Annotated in this window: 23 protein-coding genes; 14 read left to right on the top strand and 9 right to left on the bottom strand. The window is 65.4% G+C overall.

Translation table 11 applies throughout. The features are described from left to right. The first annotated feature begins 216 nt into the window (after positions 1–216). A complete protein-coding gene (locus KK141_RS12220; protein ID WP_214572394.1) occupies positions 217–1,416 on the top strand; it encodes an aminotransferase class I/II-fold pyridoxal phosphate-dependent enzyme in 1,200 nt (399 codons plus the stop codon). A gap of 82 nt (positions 1,417–1,498) precedes the next feature. Continuing rightward, positions 1,499–2,485 carry a malate dehydrogenase gene (locus tag KK141_RS12215; RefSeq protein ID WP_168648502.1) on the top strand — a complete coding sequence of 329 codons (987 nt, stop codon included), beginning with the start codon at positions 1,499–1,501 and terminating at the stop codon, positions 2,483–2,485. A 63-nt stretch (positions 2,486–2,548) separates the two neighbouring features. On the opposite strand, the gene KK141_RS12210 is transcribed toward KK141_RS12215, so the two are convergent. Beyond that, entirely contained in the window at positions 2,549–3,583 is a 1,035-nt protein-coding gene (locus tag KK141_RS12210) for a MerR family transcriptional regulator (RefSeq protein ID WP_214572393.1), read from the bottom strand. Positions 3,584–3,726: 143 nt separating this feature from the next. On the opposite strand from KK141_RS12210, the gene KK141_RS12205 reads away from it, so the two are divergent. Continuing rightward, positions 3,727–4,359: a response regulator transcription factor gene (locus KK141_RS12205; RefSeq protein WP_345777614.1), complete on the top strand. Its 633-nt coding sequence runs from the start codon at positions 3,727–3,729 to the stop codon at positions 4,357–4,359. Positions 4,360–5,440: 1,081 nt separating this feature from the next. Here KK141_RS12205 and KK141_RS12200 read toward each other — a convergent pair. Further along, positions 5,441–7,414, bottom strand: coding sequence for a ferritin-like domain-containing protein (locus KK141_RS12200; RefSeq protein WP_214571828.1), 1,974 nt, complete (start codon positions 7,412–7,414; stop codon positions 5,441–5,443). Positions 7,415–7,624: 210 nt separating this feature from the next. Here KK141_RS12200 and KK141_RS12195 point away from each other — a divergent pair, with 210 nt between their 5' ends. The 3 genes from KK141_RS12195 to KK141_RS12185 all read left to right on the top strand — a co-directional run bounded on the left by KK141_RS12195 (position 7,625) and on the right by KK141_RS12185 (position 9,919). Continuing rightward, positions 7,625–8,461 carry a plasmid replication/partition related protein gene (locus KK141_RS12195; protein WP_214571827.1) on the top strand — a complete coding sequence of 279 codons (837 nt, stop codon included), beginning with the start codon at positions 7,625–7,627 and terminating at the stop codon, positions 8,459–8,461. A 99-nt stretch (positions 8,462–8,560) separates the two neighbouring features. Continuing rightward, positions 8,561–9,049 (top strand): nuclear transport factor 2 family protein, encoded by a 489-nt coding sequence (locus KK141_RS12190; protein ID WP_214571826.1) that lies wholly within the window; start codon positions 8,561–8,563, stop codon positions 9,047–9,049. A 135-nt stretch (positions 9,050–9,184) separates the two neighbouring features. Beyond that, the gene (locus KK141_RS12185; protein WP_214571825.1) at positions 9,185–9,919 is read left to right on the top strand and encodes a hypothetical protein; all 735 of its coding nucleotides are present in this window, start codon (positions 9,185–9,187) and stop codon (positions 9,917–9,919) included. Here KK141_RS12185 and KK141_RS12180 read toward each other — a convergent pair. From KK141_RS12180 to KK141_RS12165, 4 genes are all read right to left on the bottom strand, one after another. After that, entirely contained in the window at positions 9,888–10,613 is a 726-nt protein-coding gene (locus KK141_RS12180) for a cupin domain-containing protein (RefSeq protein WP_214571824.1), read from the bottom strand. The genes KK141_RS12185 and KK141_RS12180 overlap by 32 nt on opposite strands. 99 nt (positions 10,614–10,712) lie before the next feature. Then, complete coding sequence (locus KK141_RS12175; RefSeq protein WP_214571822.1) at positions 10,713–11,903, bottom strand: arabinose transporter; 1,191 nt, start codon at positions 11,901–11,903, stop codon at positions 10,713–10,715. 116 nt (positions 11,904–12,019) lie between these two features. Then, the gene (locus KK141_RS12170) at positions 12,020–12,217 is read right to left on the bottom strand and encodes a hypothetical protein (RefSeq protein WP_214571821.1); all 198 of its coding nucleotides are present in this window, start codon (positions 12,215–12,217) and stop codon (positions 12,020–12,022) included. A 57-nt stretch (positions 12,218–12,274) separates the two neighbouring features. Continuing rightward, a complete protein-coding gene (locus tag KK141_RS12165; RefSeq protein ID WP_214571820.1) occupies positions 12,275–12,928 on the bottom strand; it encodes an O-methyltransferase in 654 nt (217 codons plus the stop codon). A 92-nt stretch (positions 12,929–13,020) separates the two neighbouring features. Between KK141_RS12165 and KK141_RS12160 the strand changes: the two genes are divergently transcribed. The 3 genes from KK141_RS12160 (at position 13,021) to KK141_RS12150 (ending at position 15,243) form a co-directional block, all read left to right on the top strand. Next, positions 13,021–13,686 (top strand): TetR family transcriptional regulator, encoded by a 666-nt coding sequence (locus KK141_RS12160; protein ID WP_214571818.1) that lies wholly within the window; start codon positions 13,021–13,023, stop codon positions 13,684–13,686. Between the two features lie 27 nt (positions 13,687–13,713). Then, positions 13,714–13,977: a hypothetical protein gene (locus tag KK141_RS12155; protein WP_214571817.1), complete on the top strand. Its 264-nt coding sequence runs from the start codon at positions 13,714–13,716 to the stop codon at positions 13,975–13,977. 99 nt (positions 13,978–14,076) lie between these two features. After that, complete coding sequence (locus KK141_RS12150; protein WP_214571816.1) at positions 14,077–15,243, top strand: AAA family ATPase; 1,167 nt, start codon at positions 14,077–14,079, stop codon at positions 15,241–15,243. A gap of 19 nt (positions 15,244–15,262) precedes the next feature. On the opposite strand, the gene KK141_RS12145 is transcribed toward KK141_RS12150, so the two are convergent. Both KK141_RS12145 and KK141_RS12140 read right to left on the bottom strand, forming a co-directional pair. Then, positions 15,263–15,547, bottom strand: a complete 285-nt coding sequence (locus KK141_RS12145) for a HigA family addiction module antitoxin (RefSeq protein WP_214571815.1) — start codon at positions 15,545–15,547, stop codon at positions 15,263–15,265. A gap of 9 nt (positions 15,548–15,556) precedes the next feature. Further along, positions 15,557–15,835: a type II toxin-antitoxin system RelE/ParE family toxin gene (locus tag KK141_RS12140; protein ID WP_214571814.1), complete on the bottom strand. Its 279-nt coding sequence runs from the start codon at positions 15,833–15,835 to the stop codon at positions 15,557–15,559. 283 nt (positions 15,836–16,118) lie between these two features. Here KK141_RS12140 and dbpA point away from each other — a divergent pair, with 283 nt between their 5' ends. From dbpA to KK141_RS12115, 5 genes are all read left to right on the top strand, one after another. Continuing rightward, positions 16,119–17,498, top strand: coding sequence for an ATP-dependent RNA helicase DbpA (gene dbpA, locus KK141_RS12135; protein ID WP_214571813.1), 1,380 nt, complete (start codon positions 16,119–16,121; stop codon positions 17,496–17,498). Positions 17,499–17,644: 146 nt separating this feature from the next. Continuing rightward, on the top strand, positions 17,645–18,301 hold the full coding sequence (locus KK141_RS12130; RefSeq protein WP_214571812.1) for an NADAR family protein: 657 nt from the start codon (positions 17,645–17,647) through the stop codon (positions 18,299–18,301). Positions 18,302–18,383: 82 nt separating this feature from the next. Then, positions 18,384–18,623 carry a DUF333 domain-containing protein gene (locus KK141_RS12125; RefSeq protein ID WP_214571811.1) on the top strand — a complete coding sequence of 80 codons (240 nt, stop codon included), beginning with the start codon at positions 18,384–18,386 and terminating at the stop codon, positions 18,621–18,623. Positions 18,624–18,673: 50 nt separating this feature from the next. Then, positions 18,674–20,038 carry an amino acid permease gene (locus tag KK141_RS12120; protein ID WP_214571810.1) on the top strand — a complete coding sequence of 455 codons (1,365 nt, stop codon included), beginning with the start codon at positions 18,674–18,676 and terminating at the stop codon, positions 20,036–20,038. A gap of 60 nt (positions 20,039–20,098) precedes the next feature. Further along, positions 20,099–20,383, top strand: coding sequence for a hypothetical protein (locus KK141_RS12115; protein ID WP_214571809.1), 285 nt, complete (start codon positions 20,099–20,101; stop codon positions 20,381–20,383). A 96-nt stretch (positions 20,384–20,479) separates the two neighbouring features. On the opposite strand, the gene KK141_RS12110 is transcribed toward KK141_RS12115, so the two are convergent. Next, positions 20,480–21,307 (bottom strand): alpha/beta hydrolase, encoded by an 828-nt coding sequence (locus tag KK141_RS12110; protein ID WP_214571808.1) that lies wholly within the window; start codon positions 21,305–21,307, stop codon positions 20,480–20,482. Between the last annotated feature and the right edge of the window lie 76 nt (positions 21,308–21,383).

Here is a 21,383-nt window from a genome sequence, read left to right as displayed (position 1 = left end):
CTGAGTACCGCTGGCGGGCGCCTCCGAATCGGCCCGCTGCCCCGGTCCTGGCGGCGCCGTAGCGGCCGGTAGCGTGCGCATCATGCCCCGCCCCGTGGACGAATGCACCGGGTAGTTCCTGCGCCGGCAAGGACTTGCGGCAACACCGGATGCGGCAGCGCCGCATGCTAAAATCCGCGAGTTTGCTGCCTCCGTCCCCCCGAACCAGAGGAAGTCATGCCCCAGCTAGCCCAGCGTGTCGGCCGCGCCAAGCCCAGCGCGATCATGGTCATCGCCGAGAAGGCCAAGCAGCTCAAGGCTGCCGGCCGCGACATCATCAGCTTCTCCATCGGCGTGCCGAATTTCCTGCCCGGCGAGCACGTGTACGAGGCGGCGCGCGAAGCGCTCAAGCACGACTCCGGCCAGTACGGCAGCAACCGCGGCGCCGACGCGCTGCTGGATGCCTTCCTCCAGCACATCGAGGCCCTGGGCTTCAGCGGCTACGGCCGCAGCAACCTCTCCATCGGCATCGGCGCCAAGCAGGTGCTGTACAACCTGGCCGAGGCGATGTTGAACGAGGGCGAGGAGATCTGCTTCGCCGCCCCGTACTGGACCACCTACCACGACATCGCCGACATCGTCGGCGCCAAGGCCAACGTCCTGCACTGCGGCGCGGAACAGAACTACAAGCTGGTGCCCGCGCAGCTCGAAGCCGCGCTGCAGCGCAAGCCGAAGGTGTTCCTGTTCAACAACCCGTCCAATCCCACCGGCATGGTCTACACGCGCGAGGAAATCGCCGCGCTGGCCGACGTGCTGGCGAAGTATCCGGACACCTGGATCATCACCGACGACATCTACAACTCGATGGTGTTCGACGGGTTGGGCTACAACAACTTCGTGTTCGCGCGCCCGGAGCTGCGCGACCGCCTGGTGTTCGTCGACTCGGTGTCCAAGACCTACGGCATGCCCGGCTGGCGCGTCGGCCTGATCGCCGGCCCCGAGTCGGTGGCCAAGGCGGTGACCACGCTCAACTCCAACCACATCACCAGCGTGCCGGAAGTGATCACCGCCGCGGCCGTGGCGGCCTTCGCCGGCCCGCAGGACGTGCCGCGCGCCAAGTGCGAGGAATTCGCCGGCAAGCGCGACGTGGTGTTCGAGGCGCTGAGCGCCATCCCCGGCGTGGTGTGCCCGCGTCCGCAGGGTGCGTTCTATGCGTTCCCGGACATCTCCGTGGCCTTCGGCAAGAGCCATAACGGCACCAAGATTTCCAACGACGTGGAGTTCTGCGCCGTGCTGCTGGAAGCCACCGGCGTGGCCTGCGTGCCGGGTTCGGCCTTCGGCGAGCCGCGCGCGATGCGCATCTCCTACACCTGTCCCACGGCGCAGCTGAAGCCGGGCCTCGAACGCATCCAGGCCTTCTTCGCGCAGCTGAGCTGATCCATCCGTATCGGTGGGTCGTCAGGGCCCGCCAACACCATTCGGTGGGCATGGCCCACCCGACCATGAAGGAGTGCAAGTGATGAAAGCCCCCGTTCGCGTTGCCGTTACCGGCGCTGCCGGCCAGATCGGCTATGCCCTGCTGTTCCGCATCGCCGCCGGCGACATGCTCGGCAAGGACCAGCCGGTGATCCTGCACCTGCTGGAAATCACCCCGGCGCTGCCGTCGCTGCAGGGCGTGGTGATGGAACTGAACGACTGCGCCTTCCCGACCCTGGCCGGCATCGTGGCCACCGACGACGTCAACGTGGCCTTCAAGGACGTGGACTACGCCCTGCTGGTCGGCGCGCGTCCGCGCGGCCCGGGCATGGAGCGCAAGGACCTGCTGGAAGCCAACGGCGCCATCTTCGGCCCGCAGGGCAAGGCCCTGAACGACCACGCCAAGCGCGACGTGCGCGTGCTGGTGGTCGGCAACCCGGCCAACACCAATGCGCTGATCGCCCAGCAGAACGCCCCGGACCTCGATCCGAAGTGCTTCACCGCCATGGTGCGCCTGGACCACAACCGCGCCCTGTCGCAGCTGGCCGAGAAGACCGGCGCGCACACCACCGACATCAAGAAGGTCACCATCTGGGGCAACCACAGCTCCACCCAGTACCCGGACCTGCACCAGGCTTCGGTGAAGGGCAAGGCCGCGCTCGAGCAGGTCGACCAGAACTGGTACGAGACCGACTTCATCCCGACCGTGCAGCAGCGCGGCGCGGCGATCATCAAGGCGCGCGGCGCTTCGTCGGCTGCCTCGGCCGCCTCGGCCGCGATCGACCATATGCGCGACTGGGCGCTGGGCACCGTGGACGGCGACTGGGTCTCGATGGGCATCCCGTCCGACGGCTCGTACGGCATCGCCCCGGGCGTGATCTACGGCTATCCGGTGACGGTGAAGAACGGCAAGTACGAGATCGTGCAGGGCCTGGCGATCAACGACTTCTCGCGCGCCCGCATGGAAGCGACCGACAAGGAACTGCGCGAAGAGCGCGCCGCGGTCGAGCACCTGTTCGCCAAGAAGTAAGCGCACGCACAGCGTGGCAAGGACAAGGGCGGCCAGGTGCCGCCCTTGTCGTGTATGGCCGTCTCAATGCTGGCGCGGCGTGGCCGGCAGCACGGCCAGGATGCTCCTCACATAGCCGATCAGCGCCTCGTCGGACCACGAGCTTTCGGTGAGCTCCGGTTCGTTCGCATGGGCTTCGCGGATGCGTTCGTGGGTGGCCGGATCGTCGCCGGCGTAGCGGCGGAACAGCATGGCCCAGCGTGCGCCGAGTTCGCGTGCTTCGCTTTCCTGGGGCGGCACGCCGCGCTCCATGGCCTTGCGCAGGGCGACCAGCAGCGCGGGCCACTCGTGGAAGGTTTCGCCGTAGTGCGCGCGCATGAAGGCGAATTCCTCCGGCTTGAGATAGCGCTGATAGATGGCCAGCCGCCCTTCGATGAAGCCCTGCTCGACGAAGCTGCGCACGGCCGGGCTTACGCCCATCGCTTCCCACGAGCCGGCCTCGCTGTCGTGCATGCGGTTGAGGCGCACCAGGAAGTCGGGATTGCCGCCGGTGTCGCGGTACAGCGTGCGCATCCAGCGCAGCGCGAGAATCTGCGCCTCCGGCGCTTCCGGGCCGACGCCGCGTTCCAGCGCGGCCTTGACCGCAGTGACCATGGCGCCCCATTCCGCGCGCACGTCGGCGTCGTGCAGCAGCGGCAGTTGCTTGATTTCCTCGTGGGTGAAGTAGTTCTCGTACATCGTCATCAGCTCCAGCGTGTCCAGCCATTCGGCCAGGTCGGGGGGCTGTCCGGCGGCCACCTGCGTGCGCAGGTGCATGAGTTTTTCGCGCAGGCGTTCGGCACGCGCCAGTTCACGCTCGATCTGCGCGAGCTGGCGGTCGATCAGCTCGGCCAGCGGCGCCTGCGGCCCGGACAGGGCGTCTCCGATGGCGGCCAGCGACAGGCCCAGCTGGTGCAGGGCGCGGATACGGTGCAGGCGTTCGATATTGGCCCGATCGTAGAGTCGATAACCGGCAGCGGAACGCACCGAAGGCTTGAGCAGGCCGATGGCGTCGTAGTGGTGCAGGGTGCGGACGGTAAGCCCGCAACGCCGCGCAAGTTCGCCAACGGTCAGCAGCATGGAGTTCTCCTTCGGTGCGGGCCGCACACTGGGGCCTTACGTTACGTAAGGGTCAAGCCTTCCGATAGCCGTGGCGGCAGGCCTCTGCTAAAACACTTCCCGGTTGCGCCCGGCCGGGCGCGGCCGATCCGACGGGGTCCACCGTGCAAACCATTCTTGTCGCCGACGATCACCCGATGTTCCGCGCCGCGGTGCTGCACGCACTGCGCGAGGCGCTGCCCGACGGCCGGATGCTCGAGGTGGCGAGCCAGAGCGCCGTCGAGGCGGCGCTGGCCGAGGAGCCGGTGATCGACCTCGTCCTGCTGGACCTGGCCATGCCCGGCGCGATGGGCTTTTCCTCGCTGGTGCTGTTGCGCGGCGAGCGGCCCGAAGTGCCGGTGATCGTGATTTCGTCCAACGACCATCCGCGGACGGTGCGGCGGGCGCAGCAGTTCGGCGCGGCCGGCTTCGTGTCGAAGTCCGCGCCGGTCGGTGCGCTGGGCAGCGCGGTGCATGAGGTGCTCGCGGGCGGGAGCTGGTTTCCCGCCGCGAAGGCGGAGCGCAGCGAGGATGACGCGGCGCTGGCGGCGCGGTTGGCGCAGTTGACGCCGCAACAGTTACGGGTGTTGATGTTGTTGGCCGAGGGCCTGCTTAACAAGCAGATTGCGGATCAGCTTGGGTTGGCTGAGAACACGGTGAAGATTCACGTGACCGCGGTGTTGAAGAAATTGGATTGTCGTTCGCGGACGCAGGCCGCTGTTCTGGCGAAGTCGTTGGATCTCGACGAGTCGCCTTGACTCGTTGTTTTTTGCTTGGTTTTTGCGTGGCCGCGATTGGGCCGCTTATGCAGCGGGCATTTCGTGCGCCTGCCGGCGCCCGAGTCACTTTTTCTTTGCTGGCCCAAAGAAAAAGTAACCCAAAAGAAATGGCCTGAGAGCAACGGCTCGCGACGCGACTAGAAGGAGCGATGGCGGCCGCGGCAACGGATTAACCAGAGTCGACACGAAACGACAGTGCGTTTGCGTAACGCGTGCTTCAACGTGCCGTTGCCGAGAGGATGTTCAAGGACCGAGGCCAGCTTTGGCTCTTCGTTCCTGTCTGCCTCACGACTTCACCCCTCTCCCCTCCGGGGAGAGGGCAGGGTGAGGGGCCGGGCGGAGCTGAAGATCTGCCATACCTCACCCGCAAAGGCCTGAAGATCGGCGAAGACTTACAGATCAGGTCGAGGTGAGATCCAACGCCACGCTCCGCCCGACCCCTCACCCCGACCCTCTCCCCGGAGGGGAGAGGGAGAAGTGCGGTGGTGTCGCATGCAGGAGCGAAGAGCAAAAGCTGGCCTCGGTCCTTGAACGTCCTCTTCGCCACGGCACGTTGAAGCACGCGTCACGAAACCGCACTCCCGCTTCGTGTAGACCCAGGTTAATCAGGCTACCGCAGCCGTCCACCGCTCCTTCTAGTCGCGTCGCGAGCCTTTGCTCTGAGGCTATTTCTCTTTGGTTACTTTCTCTTTGAGCCAGCAAAGAGAAAGTAACCCGGGCGCCGGCAGGCGTCCGGAATGCCCGCTGCATAAGCGGCCCATTCGCGGTACCGCGACAACCGAGCGACGCAGTCACTGGATTCCGGCCTACGCCGGAATGACGAGCAAAGGGCAGGCGTCCGAAATGCCCGCTGCATAAGCGGCCCATTCGCGGTACCGCGACAACCGAGCGACGCAGTCACTGGATTCCGGCCTACGCCGGAATGACGAGCAAAGGGCAGGCGTCCGAAATGCCCGCTGCATAAGCGGCCCATTCGCGATACCGCGAAAACCAAGCGATACCGCAAAAAGGACCCCGGCCTACGCCGGAATGACGGCTCTGGCGGCCGGAGCCTGCCCCATCAATCCGCCACAAACCCGATAGTTGCATGCGTCCCATCGCAAAACGGCTTGTTCTTGCTCCCGCCGCACCGGCACAGAAACGCACTGGTCACCCGTGCCACCATCCGCCCGGTGCCGCTGACGATCTCCAGGTTCCCGCGCACCTTCAACGGCCCATTCGGCTGCGGCTCCACATGCAGCGGCCCGTTGCGCACCGCCAGCATGTCGGTGGCCTTGCCGGTCGGCGGTTCGCCGCTGGCCGTGAAGCCGACATCGTGATGCGAGCCATCGCAGAACGGCTTGTTCTTCGACGCGCCGCAGCGGCATAGCGTGGCGCGATAACCGGCCGGCACGCCGTTCAGATACAGCTCGCCGCGGAACGCATACGGTCCGGCTTCGCGCGTGCCGGCCAGGTTCACCGGTGGCGCGGTTTCATCGGGGCGGCCATCGCGGCGGTGGTACTGGATCGCACCGGAAGGGCAGGCGTGGGCGATGTCGGCGAGGCGTTCCACGTCCATGGTGTCCGGATGGATCCATGGCCCCTGCACGTTGGCGAGAAAGACGGTGGGTGCGCCGGTGACGCAGAAGCGGGCATGGATGCAGCGCTTGGTTTCGAACAGCAGCGTGAGCTTCTCGCCCTCGACGCGTTCGATGCCGTCTTCGACGGTCGACGGCGTGGACGGCGCCGGCGGAGCGGCGACGGCGGGAGCAGGTGCGCTCGCGGTGCTCGCCGCGCGGTCCAGCTCGAAACCCTGCGTCGCGCTCTGCGTCAGTCGCTGCAGCAACGCCGCCGCCGCTGCCGTGCGCGCATCGCCTTGCTCGTTCAAGCGCAGCGCCGCTTCCGTCAACTGCTGCAGCCGCTCGACGAAGAAACGCCGTGCGCCCGGCCCCGGCGGAAACGCCGACGCATCACGCAACGCGATAAACGACAGCCCCGCATGGCACTGCGGATTCGACGGCCCCGCCGGCAGGCGCGCCGCGCGTTCGGCCAGCGGCGCGATCGCCCGCATCAGGCCCACGGCCAGGTCCACCGACAAGGCCTTGTCCGGATCCGGCGACGGCACCGCATACGCATAACCGAGCAGCCGCAGCATCAGCCCGTACGCGGCATTGGCCAGATCGACCGTGGCGATGGCGCGCGCATCCTCGATCCACACGCGGCCCTCGGGACGCGGCGGCCGGCGCATCACCGGATTGGTGGCGGCGGGGAAGGCGGGAGTGAAATGGGGATCGTCGGCCAGCAGCGCCTGGTATTCCTTGCGGATCGCGGCGAACTTCCGGTAATGCGAGTCTTCGACGTTCTCCAGCGCGCCTTCGCCCTGGGTGACGATGGCATCGAACGCGGCCAGCGCCGTCTTCAGGCAGATCACGCGCTTGCAACCGGGCAGGTTGGCGTCCGCGTCGGTCAGCTGCAACTCCGGCGTGCCGCACAGCGCGCCGGCTTCGCCATAGGTGTCGACCATGCGGCGCAGGCCTTCGCCGAGCTTTTCGTAGAACTGGCCCACGGTGTCGTAGTCCACGCCCATCGGCGTGAGCCGCGGGCCGTCGGCGCCGCGCACGAAGCTGCGGTCCGAGGTAAAGCCCTCGCCATCCGGTTCGTCCGAACCGGCGGGGCGTTCCAGGTAAATGAAATGCTGCAGCGTGGCCACATTGAACGGCGCCAGCTTCACCACCACGCCGGCCGGCAAGATGCCGGGGTCCAGCGGGAAGTTGAAGCGGCCGATGCGCGGCGCGCCGCCCAGCGCAACCGTGATGTTCCACACCGCCACCAGGTGGCCCATCTCCTCCGTCGCCACCTGCAGGATGGCGCGCCGCCAGCGCATCACGGCTTCCAGCTGCGCCGGCGTCAGTCCTTCGTCCACCGAGGTCTTCAGCGAGAAGGCGGCGTACAGATAGGTGCACATCAGGCAGTGTTCGAGCTCCGCCGCCTCGTACAGCGCGTGCAGGGCCTGCTCGCGGCTGGGCGCGGAGAGATGCGGGTGATTGCTGGCCATGGGCTGGCTTCCCGGATGAGCGTGTTGTGGGGAGATCGAGGGTACTCCGCCGCGCACGATAGCGCGGCGCGGCCACGGCCTGGAAGCCGGCCGCCGCCACTTGCGCCCGGTTGGCAAAAAGCGGTGGACAAATGCCGCCCCGCGTCAAGGCAGCGCTGGCGCCTCGCCCTCTCTACAATGCGCACCCTTTGCCCTTCCGGAAGACAAGCGATGGCAGACCTGGTCGTCAACGAGGAACTCAAGGCCTATATCGACCCCATGACGCCCGACGAGTACGAGGCGCTGGAGCGCAGCATCCTGGCCGAGGGTTGCCGCGACGCGCTGGTGCTGTGGGGCGACACCCTGGTCGACGGCCATCACCGCTACAGCGTCTGCCGCAAGCACGACCTGCCGTTCCAGACCATCCAGAACACGCGCTTCCAGTCGATGGAGGACGTGCACCTGTGGATGATCGAGCAGCACCTGGGCCGGCGCAGCGTGTCGCCGTTCCAGCGCGGCGTACTGGCGCTGCGCAAGCGCGAGATCCTGGCGGCGCGGCGTGGGCGGGTAAAGGAAGCCGAAGACGAGACGCCGCCTTTTGAGGTCGATGCTGCGCCCGAAGCACTCGCCGAAGCGGTCGCCGCGGAAACGCCGGTGGCCTCGCCCGAGCCCGTGCCCAGCCGCGAAGACCTCGCCCGTGAGGCGCGCCTCAGCCACAGCCAGGTCGGCCTGATCGAGAAGATCCAGAAGCAGGCCACCGAGGAAGTGGTGGCCGCGGTGAAGTCCGGCGTGCTGTCGATCAATGCCGCCGCCGCGGTGGCCAGCCTGCCGGCCGAGGAGCAGCGCGCGGCGGCGGAGGCGGGTGGGAAGGAATTGAAGGAAGCGGCCAAGCGGGTGCGCGAGTCGAAGCGCAAGCCGCGCAAAAAAGAGCAGGAAGAAGGCGAGGCCGCCGCCGAGCCCGCGGAGATGGAAGAGCGCGAAGAGCTGCTGATGCTGCGGCAGCGCGTGGCCGAGCTGACCGCGGAGAACGAGGAACTGCGCCGCCGGCTGGCCGAACTGCAGGGCTGAAGCGGGATGCCATCAGGCATGCTGTGCGTGGGCTCCTGAAGGCTTAGGCTTCAGGGGCCGACCGCAGCGCGGTTGCCAACCGCCGACCAGGAGCCTTCCATGTTCGACTCGCGCCGTCTCGCCCTTTGGCTGGTCCCGCTGTTCGTTGGCGGCGTTGTCCACGCAGCGACGCCTGCCGCCATTCCGCAAGGCGATGCGCTGGTGCGCACCGTCAACGAACTGGATAAGAAGGTCTTCGATGCCTACAACAGCTGCGACCTGAAGACCTTCGGCGATTTCTTCAGCGCCGACATCGAGTTCTATCACGACAACGGCGGCCTGATGCTCGGCCGCGAACCGGTGGTCGAAGCCACCCGCCGCAATATCTGCCACAAGGTGCGGCGTGAGCTGGTCGGCACGCTGGAGGTGTATCCGATCAAGGACTACGGTGCGATCGAGACCGGCACGCACCGCTTCTGCCAGATCGGCGGCAAGACCTGCCAGGGTGAGGGCAAGTTCCTCCATATCTGGCGCTACCAGAAGGGCCAATGGCAGCTGACGCGCGTGGTCAGCTACGACCACCACAGCATCGAAAACGGCGGCAAATAAGCGCAACGCCGATTGGCTGAACGGCAGCCCCCTTCGGCTGCCGTCGAGAGCCGGCCCGCCGGTGCCTTCACACTATGCTGTGCGAACATCGTCGATCGACCAGGGGGACCGGACTGGTGACCGAAGGGTGATCCCATGAGACTGTCTGGCGTAGGTGGTGGGCTGCTCGCGCTGCTTGCCTTGCTGTTCGTAGGGCTGCTGGTGGCCGTGGCGTTCTACACGGAAGCCGTCGCGCCCAAGGACCTGGCGACCTGGACGTTCCCCTTCGTGGGCACGCTGCTCGGCGCGATCCTCGCCTTCAAATACCAGGGCATCAACGAAGCCGTGCGGCGCGAGGAACTGCGTGCCGGCGCGATCAACCGCGCCATCCTGGTGCTGGTATCGCAGGCGCATTACCTCTCCACCGTGCAGGCCGAGCTGACCAAGGGCAAGGACACCTGGCATCAGATTTCCAACCTGCGCGCGTTTCCCAATCCGCCCAGCAGCCATGCGCGCCAGCGCGCGGAAGACCTGACCTTTCTGGTGGAGCGCGGCGATGCCCACCTGATCGTGCAGGTGGAAGCCGTGCAGCGCCGCTACGACGATTGCATTCTGCATCTCAATATCCGCAACGACCTGCTGTTCGAGATCGTGCATCCCATGGCGGCCCGCGCCGGCATCATGGGCAAGCCGATCACCATGGAGCAGTTCAAGCAGGCGCTGGGCGACATGCATTTCGCACGCTGGGAAACCGCGGCGACCAATGTCTACCAGGCCATTCCCGCCACGCTGGAGGCCATGCCCAAGCTGGCCGCGAAGCTGCGCGATGCGGGAGTGAAGTGGTTTCCGCGGCGGAAATTCATCGAGCGGATTGATATTCCGGTTGGCTGATCGCGCTGCCCGGCGTTCTTCCAGTTTGCTCCAGGCACAGATCCTTGGGTTTCCACGGCGGGTTGCGAATCACCACGGGCTGCGCGGCGTCGTGCAGCACCAGCACCAGCGCACGACGCGCGGTATCTCCGGTGCCATAGAGCTTCATCGGCACGCCGCCGGCTACGGCGCTGCCTTCGCCCGCCTGCAGGGTCTGCGTGCCGTCCGGCGTTTCCAGGCATTGCGCGCCTTCGACGACATAGAAGACTTCCGGGCCAGGATGGGTATGCGGCGGTGAATCCATATTGGCGTCGGTGGTGGCGACCATATAAGTCGCCGTCTGCACGCCATCGGTCTGCGGCGTGAACGGGCCGATCGTGGCGACGTGCCTGCCGCCTTCCGGGCGCCAGCTTTCCTCGGCGATGGTCAGCAGCCACACCTGCCCAAATGCTTCGATCACGCTGCCGTTCCTGCCGCGCGCCGTGCGCGCCGCCCTGGCATTGGCGAAGGTATCGAGATGCCAGTAGAGCGGCCCGGCGGGAGGATCGGCCATCGACTCCTGCGCGACGATATAGCAACCGGTGTCGCCCACCTTGTGCGTGCCTAGCGGCTGGCAACCGTTCGGCACCATGGAGCGGTGGTCGTGCTGCGCCATGCATGGCGTGGAGGCGAGCGCCGCGAGGGCGAGGCCGGCGAGGCGGAGGTTTCGTGGCATCGGTGCACTCCTTGGCGTGGCGCGAAACGCACCGATGCTAGCCCGCTGCCGGCGGGGCGCGGTATCCACCGAATGGCCAGCGCGGCGCGATGGCTTTTGTCATCTTTCCAGCACGATGGCGCGTGCCCGGCGAAGACTTGCCGCGATCAGCAGACCGATGCCTGCCGCCACGCCGCCGATCAGGAACACGCTGCCGTATCCCGCCCGGTCGGCCAATAATCCGGCCAAGGGGCCGGTGAGGCCGTAAGCAACATCCTGGAATGCCGCAAAACCGCCCAGGGCCGTGCCGCGCAGCTGCGGTTCCACCAGCTGCACCACTTCGCGCCCCATGGCCGGAAAGATCATCGAACAGCCCAGTCCGGTGAGGAAGGCGCCGACGAAAGCGAGCGCCGGATCGTGCGCGCTCCAGATCAAGACCTGGCCGACGGCTTCGATGGCCAGCGAGCCGATCGCCACGCGCAGGCCGCCCATGCGGTCCGGCAGATGGCCGAAGCACACGCGCATCAGCACGAAGCCGGTGCCGAAGGCCGTCAGTCCAAGTCCGGCGTAGCTCCATTGCCGGTCGAGAAAGTACAGCGTGAAAAACGCGCCGATGGCGGCAAAGCCGATGCCTTGCAGGCAGACGATGGAACCGTGCAGCCAGATCCTGCTTAGCACGCTGAGGAACGACGGGCGCGCGCTATCCGGGTGCGCCGGTACACCGGCGATGAATGCGATGGTCAGCCATCCCAGGCATGGCAGCACGGCGCTGATCGCCATGGCGCCGGCAAAGCCGAGGTGGCCGAGCAGCGCCACGCCGATCGGGCCGCCCACCGCCAGCGCACCGTAGATGGCCGCGCCGATCAGGGCGAGGACGCGGCCGGAGCGGGCAGGGCCGGCGATGCCGATGCCCCAGGCCACGATGCCTACACCGACCAGGCTTTCGCCCAGCCCGACCAGCAATCGTCCCGCGAGCAGGCATGTATAAACCATCCACGCCGACGGCAGAAAGAAGTCCGCGATCAGCGAAACCAGCGCGCCGGCCATATAGAAGGCCAGGCCGCGTCCCACCGCGAGCTTGGCGCCGCGGCGATCCGAGATGCCGCCGGCGTAGCCGCGCGTGGCAATGGTGGCGAAGAATGCGATGCCGATGCCAAGGCCGGCCCAGGCATTGCCGAGTTGCAGCCTGGTGGTGACGTAGACCGGCACGATGGGCAGGGAGATGCCGATGCACAGATAGGAAATAAACAGAATCGCGGTCAGCAGAAGGAGGCGGCCCTGTACGGGGTCGCGCGCGGAAGTGGAAGTCATGGGTGTTCCAGGCGTTGGGTCGACCGACAGGCCTGCTGCGTCGATGCCGATCGGTGAAATGGGTGCGTTGCCTGACGTGAAACGCTTACGGCCAGTGCGGCTGTCGGTGCGCCGGGTTATTTCAGGCGGTCATCGCCAAGGATATGTTCGAGGAAGGCGATCACCGCATCTCCCCGGTCGTCTGTTCCCAGCTCATAAGCCGTCCTCCCGTAAGGCGAAATGGGCGTTCGAAAGAACCACTCCCAGATCGCCTCGCGGTCGGGCTCGACCCGTTCCGCCAGAGCAAGGATATGCAGCAGCAGACTGTTGCTCATCGTTGTCCTCCGCGGCCCTGTTCAAGGCCGGCATGTTCAAGGCCGGTCAGTGCTCCATCAGCCGAACCGCATCGACAGCTCGACGTCTTCTGCGAACGGCACCGACATGTATCCGCTGGCCGGGGCGCGCACGCGTTCCAGGTATTCCGGGCTGTAGTCGGCGTTGTCCGCCACCACCAGGGCGCCGGGGCGCAGGCGGCTTTCCAGCAGGGCGAGTACTTCCGGATAGAGCGCCTTGGCGCCATCGAGCAGCACGAGGTCGATGGCATCGGGCAGGTCGGTGCTCAGCGTCTTCAGCGCGTCGCCTTCGCGGATCTCCACCAGGTCGATCACGCCACCGGCTTTCAGGTGCTCGCGCGCCCGGGCCACCTTGGCCGGTTCGAACTCGGTGGTGATCAGGCGGCCGCCGCCGTTGTCGCGCAGGGCCGCGGCCATATGCAGGGTGGAAATGCCGAACGAGGTGCCGAATTCGACGATGGTCTTTGCGCGGCTGCTGCGCACCAGCATGTAGAGCAGCTGCGCCGTTTCACGCGACACGGGGAGCCACAAGTCCTTCATGCGCTCATAAAGATCGCGATACTCGGTCTTGCTGTGCATCAGCCGGTTCAGTTCCTCGCGCGGGAAATCGGACCAGTTCGGGCTGTTCGCCTGGGACTGCGCGAAGAGGTCTTCCAGCAGCGGCGCGAGCGGGGCAGTGGCAAGGGTAGTCATATGGTTTTCTCCGGTACTTGCATGGGTGTTGCGGGGTCGGATTAGAATGCGAGTAATTCGTCAGTTTTCCTATTCGCATTGCCGGAGCGGCCATGAGCGAACCCAAGAACCCCAGGATTTCCTCGCGAAAACAGCCAAAACAGGCCCGCTCGAACGAGCTGGTCGCCGCCATTCTCGAAGCGGCTGCTCAGGTTTTGGCGAAGGAGGGCGCCCACCGGTTCACCACCGCGCGGGTGGCCGAGAAGGCAGGTGTCAGCATCGGCTCGCTTTACCAGTATTTCCCGAACAAGGCGGCGATCCTGTTCCGTCTGCAGAGCGACGAATGGCAGCAGACCACGGGCTTGCTGCATCAGATATTGCAGGACAAGAGCAGGGCGCCGCTCGATCGCTTGCGCGCCCTGATCCACGCCTTTATCCGCTCCGAATGCGAAGAGGCCGCGATGCGCGTGGCGCTGAGCGACGCCGCGCCGCTTTATCGCGATGCGCCGGAGGCGAAGGAGGTGAAGGCTTCTGGGGAGAAAGCGATGCAGGCGTTTATGCGGGAGGTGTTGCCTAAGGCGCCTAAGGCTAGGCGGGAATTGGCGGCAGAGCTGGTGAAGGCGACGATGAGTGCGGTGGGGAAGGAGTTTTCGGAGAGTCCGCGCACTGCAGGGGAGATCACGGCGTATGCGGATGCCATGTCCGACATGTTCTGTGCTTACCTTAAGCAGTTAGCGGCTTCGGATACTCGTAAGACGACCAAGCGCAGCGAAGCTTGAAATGATGGTCTGGAATGAAGGAATGCCATGAAGATTTACGGATATGCCGATCGGGAATTGCCGCCCGAACTCATAGAGCCGATGGATCTGGCGGAAATCACGCTGGTCGCCGGCCCCGAGGAACTGCGGCAGATAGCCTCCTTCCTCACCGCGGCCGCCGGGCGCATGGAAAGCATGGGGCCTGCATTTAGCCACGAGCATCTTGCGGACAAGCTGCCCGTTTTCTCGAACTCACCTCATTTTGTCGTTTTCAATCCCTTTGCCAGCGAACTGCAGAAGACGGGGCGATAGATCTCAAGCATTTGGATAATGCCGGTCTCAATGTTTGAGCCGTAGGCCACGGACGATCCAGGGCATCCCGCTAAAGCGGCCCTTGCCTGGACGCACCCCATGATCAACACCCTGGCCGTCGCCAGCTACCGCTCCCTGCGCTCGCTCACCATCCCGCTCGGCCAGCTCAACCTCATCACCGGTGCCAACGGCAGCGGCAAGTCCAACCTCTACCGCGCCCTGCGTTTGCTGGCGGAAACCGCGCACGGCGGCGTGGTGAGTGCGTTGGCGCGCGAAGGTGGTTTGTCGTCCACCTTGTGGGCGGGGCCGGAGAAGATCACGCGCCGCATGATCACTGGCGAGATACCGATCCAGGGGCTGCCGCGGCAGGAGCCGGTGGCGCTCAAGCTGGGTTTTGCCGGCGACGATTTCGGTTACGCCATTGACCTGGGCTTGCCACCGCCATCCGATTTTCCGACGGCTTTCCAATTCGATCCGCAGATCAAGCGCGAAGCGATCTGGGCCGGTCCTTTCCTGCGTCCGGCCAACGTACTGATCGATCGCCGCGGCGCTCTGGCCCGGACCAAGGAGGGCCGCAACTGGCGCGTGATGGCCGAACATCTGAACGTATTCGAGAGCCTGTTCACCCAGCTGGCGGACGGCGAGCGTGCCCCCGAAGCCATGGTGATGCGCGAGAGGATCCGCCAATGGCGCTTCTACGACCATTTCCGTTCCGACCGCGACGCTCCCGCACGCATGACTCCCTTGGGCACGCGCACGCCGGTGCTCAGCCACGACGGTGGCGATCTCGCGGCGGCCTGGCAGACCATCGTCGAGATCGGCGATACGCGGGCGCTGGCCGCGGCGGTGGAAGATGCCTTTCCGGGCGGCTCCGTCCATGTCGAGACCCGCGGCGGCCGCTTCAATCTGCTGTTCTCCCAGCACGGCCTGCTGCGCCCGCTCTCCGCCGCCGAACTCTCCGACGGCACGCTGCGCTACCTGCTCTGGATCGCCGCACTGCACACCCCCAGGCCGCCTCCGCTGATGGTTCTGAACGAGCCGGAGACCAGCCTGCATCCGGATCTGCTGCCGGCCTTGGCGAGGCTGATCGTGCAGGCTTCGAAGCGCAGCCAGGTATGGGTGGTGTCGCACGCGGGGCGCTTGATCGCGGCGCTGGAGGACGCGCCGGGTTGCAACGTAGTGGCGCTGGAGAAGAACCTGAGTCAGACGCGGGTGGTGGGCTTGAGGGAGCTGGACGAGCCGGCGTGGTATTGGCCGGAGAGATGACGGCGACGCCGCCAGCCGCTCAGGCAGCCGCCGGCGGAAACGGCACGATCTTCGGACGCTTCTTCCGCCGCGCCTCCCACAGGTCGAACTGAGCCTGCATCGTCGTCCACATTTCCGCGCTGGTGCCGAGCGCCGCTTCCAGGCGCAAGGCCATGTCGGCGGAGATGCCGTTGCGGCCATTGAGGATGCGGGAGAGGGACACTCGCGTGATGCCAAGGCGCTCCGCCGCTTCCGTGACCGAAAGATCGCCGAGGTATTCGCGCAGTACTTCGCCGGGGTGGGCGGGATTGTGCATGCGGGACATGATGTTTCCTCAGTGATAGTCCTGATAGTCCACCAGGATGGCGTTCTTGCCTTCGAAGGCGAAGGTCAGCCGCCAGTTGCCATTGACCTTGACCGACCAAAGCCCTGCGAGCTCGCCTTTCAGCGGGTGAAGCTCCCAGCCTGGCGCCCCCATGTCGGAGGGCGCGATGGCTGCATCCAGCGCTGTAAGCAAGATGCGCAGGCGCGATCGGTGATGAGCCTGGATGCCTGCGATCGAGCCGGTCTCATAGAATTTCCTTACGCCCTTATGGCGAAAGCTCCTGATCATCTGCCTGCCCCAGAGACTGGTTGAGCCCGTGCATGAGGTTTCTGGGCCTCATTCCGCCATGTCGATAGTCTGGCGATCACGGATGGACGATCGATGCGTACTGTATAGCATCGATATACAGCGATCAATATCGCTTCGTCCGCAAGTTTTGCAAATTTCGCGGGCTTCTCTGGGCGGGCCTACATAAAAAAGGCGTTCCCCTACGTAAGTCGGGAGTTCGCTGACAGAGGAGTTTCCCGGCGCTAGGACATGTCTTATGCGGCTGCCCGTGCGATCATGCCGCATGACCGCCTTTACCACGCTCCCCCTCAAGCCCGCCTTGCTCGCCAGCGTCCAGGCGCTGGGCTACGACGAGATGACCCCGATCCAGGCGCAGAGCCTGCCGCCCATGCTGGAGGGGCGCGACGTGATCGCCCAGGCGCAGACCGGCAGCGGCAAGACCGCCGCCTTCGGCCTCAGCCTGCTGCAGTCGCTGAGCGTGGAGACGATCCGGCTGCAGGCGCTGGTGCTGTGCCCGACACGCGAGCTGGCCGACCAGGTCAGCAAGTCCATCCGCAAGCTCGCCGCCAACATTCCCAACGTCAAGCTGCTGACCCTGTGCGGCGGCATGCCGCTGGGGCCGCAGCTGGCTTCGCTCACGCACGATCCGCACATCGTGGTCGGCACGCCCGGTCGCGTGCAGGAACACCTCAAGCGCGGCAGCCTGCATGGCGGCGGCATCCAGGTGCTGGTGCTGGACGAGGCGGACCGCATGCTGGACATGGGCTTCAGCGAGGCCATCGACGACATCGTCGGGCGCATCGCCAAGCACCATCAGACGCTGCTGTTCTCCGCCACTTATCCGGAAGACATCCGCGAGGTGAGCCGGCGCCTGCAGCGCGATCCGGTGGAGATCACGGTGGAGGCGCCGGCCGATACCAAGCCCGCCATCGAGCAGCGCTTCGTCGAGGTCGATCCTGCGCGCAAGCTCGATGCGCTCGCGCAACTGCTTACCGGCGAACGCGGCCAGCATGCGCTGGTGTTCTGCAATATGCGCCGCGATGTCGATGCCGTGGCCTTGGAGCTGGACCAGCGCGGTTTCTCCGCACTCGCCCTGCACGGCGACATGGAACAGCGCGACCGCGACGAAGTGCTCGTGCAATTCGCCAATCGCAGTTGCGCGGTGCTGGTGGCCACCGACGTGGCCGCACGCGGACTCGACATCACTGCCTTGCCGCTGGTGGTGAGCTATGACATCGCGCACGATCCGGACACGCATACTCACCGCATCGGCCGCACGGGGCGGGCAGGGCAGACCGGCCTGGCGATCACGCTGTGCACGCCGCGCGAGAAGCCGAAGGCCGACAATATCGAGCAGGTCCTGGGCCAGCCGCTGCCGTGGCAACAGCTCAAACTGTCGGCTCCGCGCGGCAAGACCTTGAACCTGGCGCCGATGAAAACGCTGGTGATCGATGCGGGCCGGCAGGACAAGCTTCGTCCTGGCGATATTCTCGGCGCGCTTACCGGAGATGCGGGCCTCAAGGCGGACGACGTCGGCAAGATCGATGTGTTTGCCACCCGGGCGTACGTCGCTATAAGTCGATCCCTGGCGAGCAAGGCGCTGGAGCGTCTGGGCGCCGGCAAGATCAAGGGGCGTAATTTTCGGGTGCGTACGCTGGGGTGATTCAGCTTGCCTGAAGCCTCGGCAGGCAAATGGTCGGGGAGACCAGAGGCTAAGCGATGAGGCAAGGCCCTTGGCGGGCAAAGCTTCAATCGATGGGATGTCAGGCGTTAGTTCCGCCAGTGCAAGAGGGGCAGGCGAGAGCATCGATGATCGACATATTTTTCTACGAAACGGACAAGCCGTACGGCTGTTTTTCCAACTTCTCCAGGCACTCGGTTCTTATCGAGGGCCGCGTCTGGCCGACGACGGAGCATTTCTTCCAGGCGGCCAAATTCTCCGACGCAGCCGACGTCGATGCCGTGGCCGATGCCAAGACGCCGTTCCTGGCCGCGCAGCTGGGGCGTGAGCGCCATCGTTCTTTCAGGCCGGATTGGAATGTGTTGCGCGATGGCGTGATGCTGAAAGCGTTGCGCGCAAAGTTCGAGCAGCATCCTGCACTTGCCGCGGCACTGGCTTCTACGGGGAGTGCCGCGCTGGTCGAACATACGAAGAACGATCGGTATTGGGCCGATGGCGGCGACGGCAGCGGCAGGAATCGGCTTGGGGAGTTGCTCGAACAGGTTCGAGCGGAGCTGGCGCCATGGCCGGTACCGTTTCAGGCGCCGCCGTGGCTGGCGCATCCGGATATCGAGCCATCGGATATGTTCTGGCGGATGGGGCGGGGCGAGGATGTCCTGAGTCGGGCGCAAAGGTTCCATACCTCGCTGGCTGGCGAAGCCAAGCTTCATTTCGATGCTTATTTCCCGGCTCCAGTCATGTGGCAGCTCGCATGGCCGGATTCGGAGGTCAGGTCGGGAGCATGAGGCCACGGATACACGCCAAGGGTGTTCCGCCAAGCCTCACCGCCGTAGACTCCGCCAACCATCCTCCCAGGGGCGTCGGGCCATGAAGCTGCTCATTCTCGCGACTCTCGCCGGCCTGCTTGCCGCATGCGCCTCGCAACCGGAACCAGCAACTCCGCCACGTGCGGCGCAGATGGCCAACCCCGCCTCCGTCTACTGCCAGCAACTCGGCGGCAAGCTGGAGATCGCCAAAGACAAGGACGGTGGCGAAGTGGGTTATTGCATCTTGCCCAGCGGTGAGCGGATCGAAGAGTGGGAGCTCTTCCGCCGGGACCATAAGTAGTTCGCAGGCAGTAAACAGCAAAGACCTACCGCCCTTCTAACGGACTCTCCATGCAAACCAACGACTCGCTGCAACGCGGCCTTCAGGAGCGCCATATCCGCCTGATGGCGCTGGGCTCGGCCATCGGTGTAGGCCTGTTTCTCGGCTCCGCCAATGCGATCAGGCTGGCCGGTCCGGCCATCCTGCTTTCCTATGTCATCGGCGGCCTGGCGATCTTCATCATCATGCGCGCGCTCGGCGAAATGGCCGTGCAGAATCCGGTGGCCGGTTCCTTCAGCCGTTATGCCCAGGATTATCTAGGGCCGCTGCCGGGTTATCTCACCGGCTGGAATTACTGGTTCATGTGGCTGATGACCTGCATCGCGGAAATCACGGCGGTGGGCGTCTATATGGGCGTGTGGTTCCCGGACGTGCCGCAGTGGATCTGGGCGCTGGCGGCGCTGGTGACCATGGGCGCGGTCAATCTTGCCGCGGTCAAGGCCTATGGCGAGTTCGAATTCTGGTTCGCCATGATCAAGGTGGTGACCATCGTGCTCATGATTCTCGGCGGCGGCGCCATGATCGTGTTCGGGCTTGGCAACCAGGGCGTGCCGACCGGCATCAGCAACCTGTGGACGCACGGCGGCTTCATGCCCAACGGCGCCAAGGGCATGCTGATGGCCTTGCAGATGGTGATGTTTGCGTATCTGGGCGTGGAGATGATCGGCCTCACCGCGGGCGAGGCGGACAATCCGAAGAAGTCCATTCCGGATGCGATCAACTCGGTGTTCTGGCGCATCCTGATCTTCTATGTCGGCGCGCTGTTCGTGATCCTGTCGATCTATCCGTGGAACGAGCTGAGCACGCAAGGCAGCCCGTTCGTGATGACCTTCGAGCGGCTGGGCATCAAGTCGGCCGCCGGCATCATCAACTTCGTGGTGCTGACCGCGGCGCTGTCGTCCTGCAATGGCGGCATCTACAGCACCGGCCGCATGCTCTACAACCTGGCCCAGCAGGGGCAGGCGCCGCGCACGTTTGCCGTGACGTCGGGCAGCGGCATTCCGAACCGGGCGATCCTGGTTTCGCTGATCGCCTTGCTGCTGGGCGTGCTGCTCAATTACCTGGTGCCGGCGAAGGTGTTCGTATGGGTCACCTCGGCGGCGACGTTCGGCGCGATCTGGACCTGGGGCATCGTGCTGATCACGCAGATGAAGTACCGCCACAGCCTGAGCGACGCGGCACGCGAGCAGCTGGTGTTCCGCATGCCGTTCTTTCCGTATGCCTCGTATCTGGCGCTGGCGTTTCTGGTGCTGGTGGTCGGCTTGATGGCTTATTTCCCCGACACGCGCGTGGCCCTGGTGGTGGGGCCGCTGTGGCTGGTGTCGTTGACGGTGCTGTACTACGTGTTCGGGCTGGGCCGTAAAGCGGTCGCATAGAAGGCAGCTGGCAGGCTTGAGGCGACGGACCGGAACAGCTATCCAGGAGGGGGGACGGGTATGGGGCGATCCGCCAATACGGCTTTAGCGCTGATGGTGCTTGGCTGGCTGCTGGCCTGGTATGGCGTCATGTCGCAGTTCGGCGACCCGGCACCGACGGTGCCGGAGTCCGTCATCAAAAGACAGCACGACATTTCCACGACCGTCCTGCTGCTTGGCATCGCGTGTCTTATGGGCGCGCTGTGGTTATCGGGGCGATCGTTCGCCGGCGCCCGACGCCGTTCCTTGCTGGCGGCGGTGTTGGTGGTCGTGCCGGCGGGTATCGTGCTGGCGGCGCTTTACTGAGCAGTCAGAGAGGCAGTTCGAAGGGGATCATGCCGGTGGACAACGTGCCATCAGGGACAGGCGGCCTCGTGCTTCCACGAGGCCGCCAACGGCACATCAAGCCTTGATGAAACTCAGGATGTCGTTATTGATGACATCCGCATGCGTCGTCGCCATCCCATGCGGAAAACCGGGATAGATCTTCAAGGTGGCGTTCTTCAGGAGCTTCGCCGACAGCACGCCGGCATCCTGGTACGGCACCACCTGGTCGTCGTCGCCGTGTAGCACCAGAGCGGGCTGTTCGATCTTCTTCAGGTCTTCGGTGAAATCCGTTTCCGAGAAGGCCTTGATGCAGTCGTAATGGGCCTTGGTGCCGCCCATCATGCCCTGGCGCCACCAGTTGCGCACGATGCCTTCGGAGACCTTGGCGCCCGGACGGTTGAAGCCGTAGAACGGGCCGGCGGGAATATCGAGGAAGAATTGCGCGCGGTTGGCCACCAGCTGCTTGCGGAAATCGTCGAACACTTCGAGCGGCGTGCCGCCGGGGTTATTGGCGTTCTTCACCATGATCGGCGGCACCGCGCCGATCAGAACGATCTTGGCCGTGCGCTTCTGGCCGTGGCGCGCCACGTAGGCCGCCACTTCGCCACCGCCGGTGGAGTGGCCGATATGGATGGCGTCGCGCAGGTCCAGCGCCTCGGTGAGGGCGGCCAGATCGGCGGCGTAATGCTCCATGTCGTTGCCGGTATCGGTCTGGGTGGAACGGCCGTGGCCGCGGCGGTCGTGCGCGATCACGCGGTAGCCGTGATCCAGGAAGAACAGCATCTGGGCGTCCCAGTCGTCCGAGGACAGCGGCCAGCCATGGCTGAAGACGATGGGCTGACCCTTGCCCCAGTCCTTGTAGAAAATCTCGACTCCGTCTTTGGTAACGATCTTGTTGGTCATGGCTTGGACTCCGTGGATGGATGCAGAGGTCTTTGCGGCAGCGGTGGTGTGCTCCGCAAAGGCGGCAAGCTTATCG

The sequence above is a fragment of the Dyella sp. LX-66 genome (assembly GCF_018599165.1).
Lineage (GTDB): Bacteria > Pseudomonadota > Gammaproteobacteria > Xanthomonadales > Rhodanobacteraceae > Dyella_D > Dyella_D marensis.
Note: the sequence above shows the minus strand (reverse complement) of the source record. Positions and strands in the feature narration are given on the sequence as shown.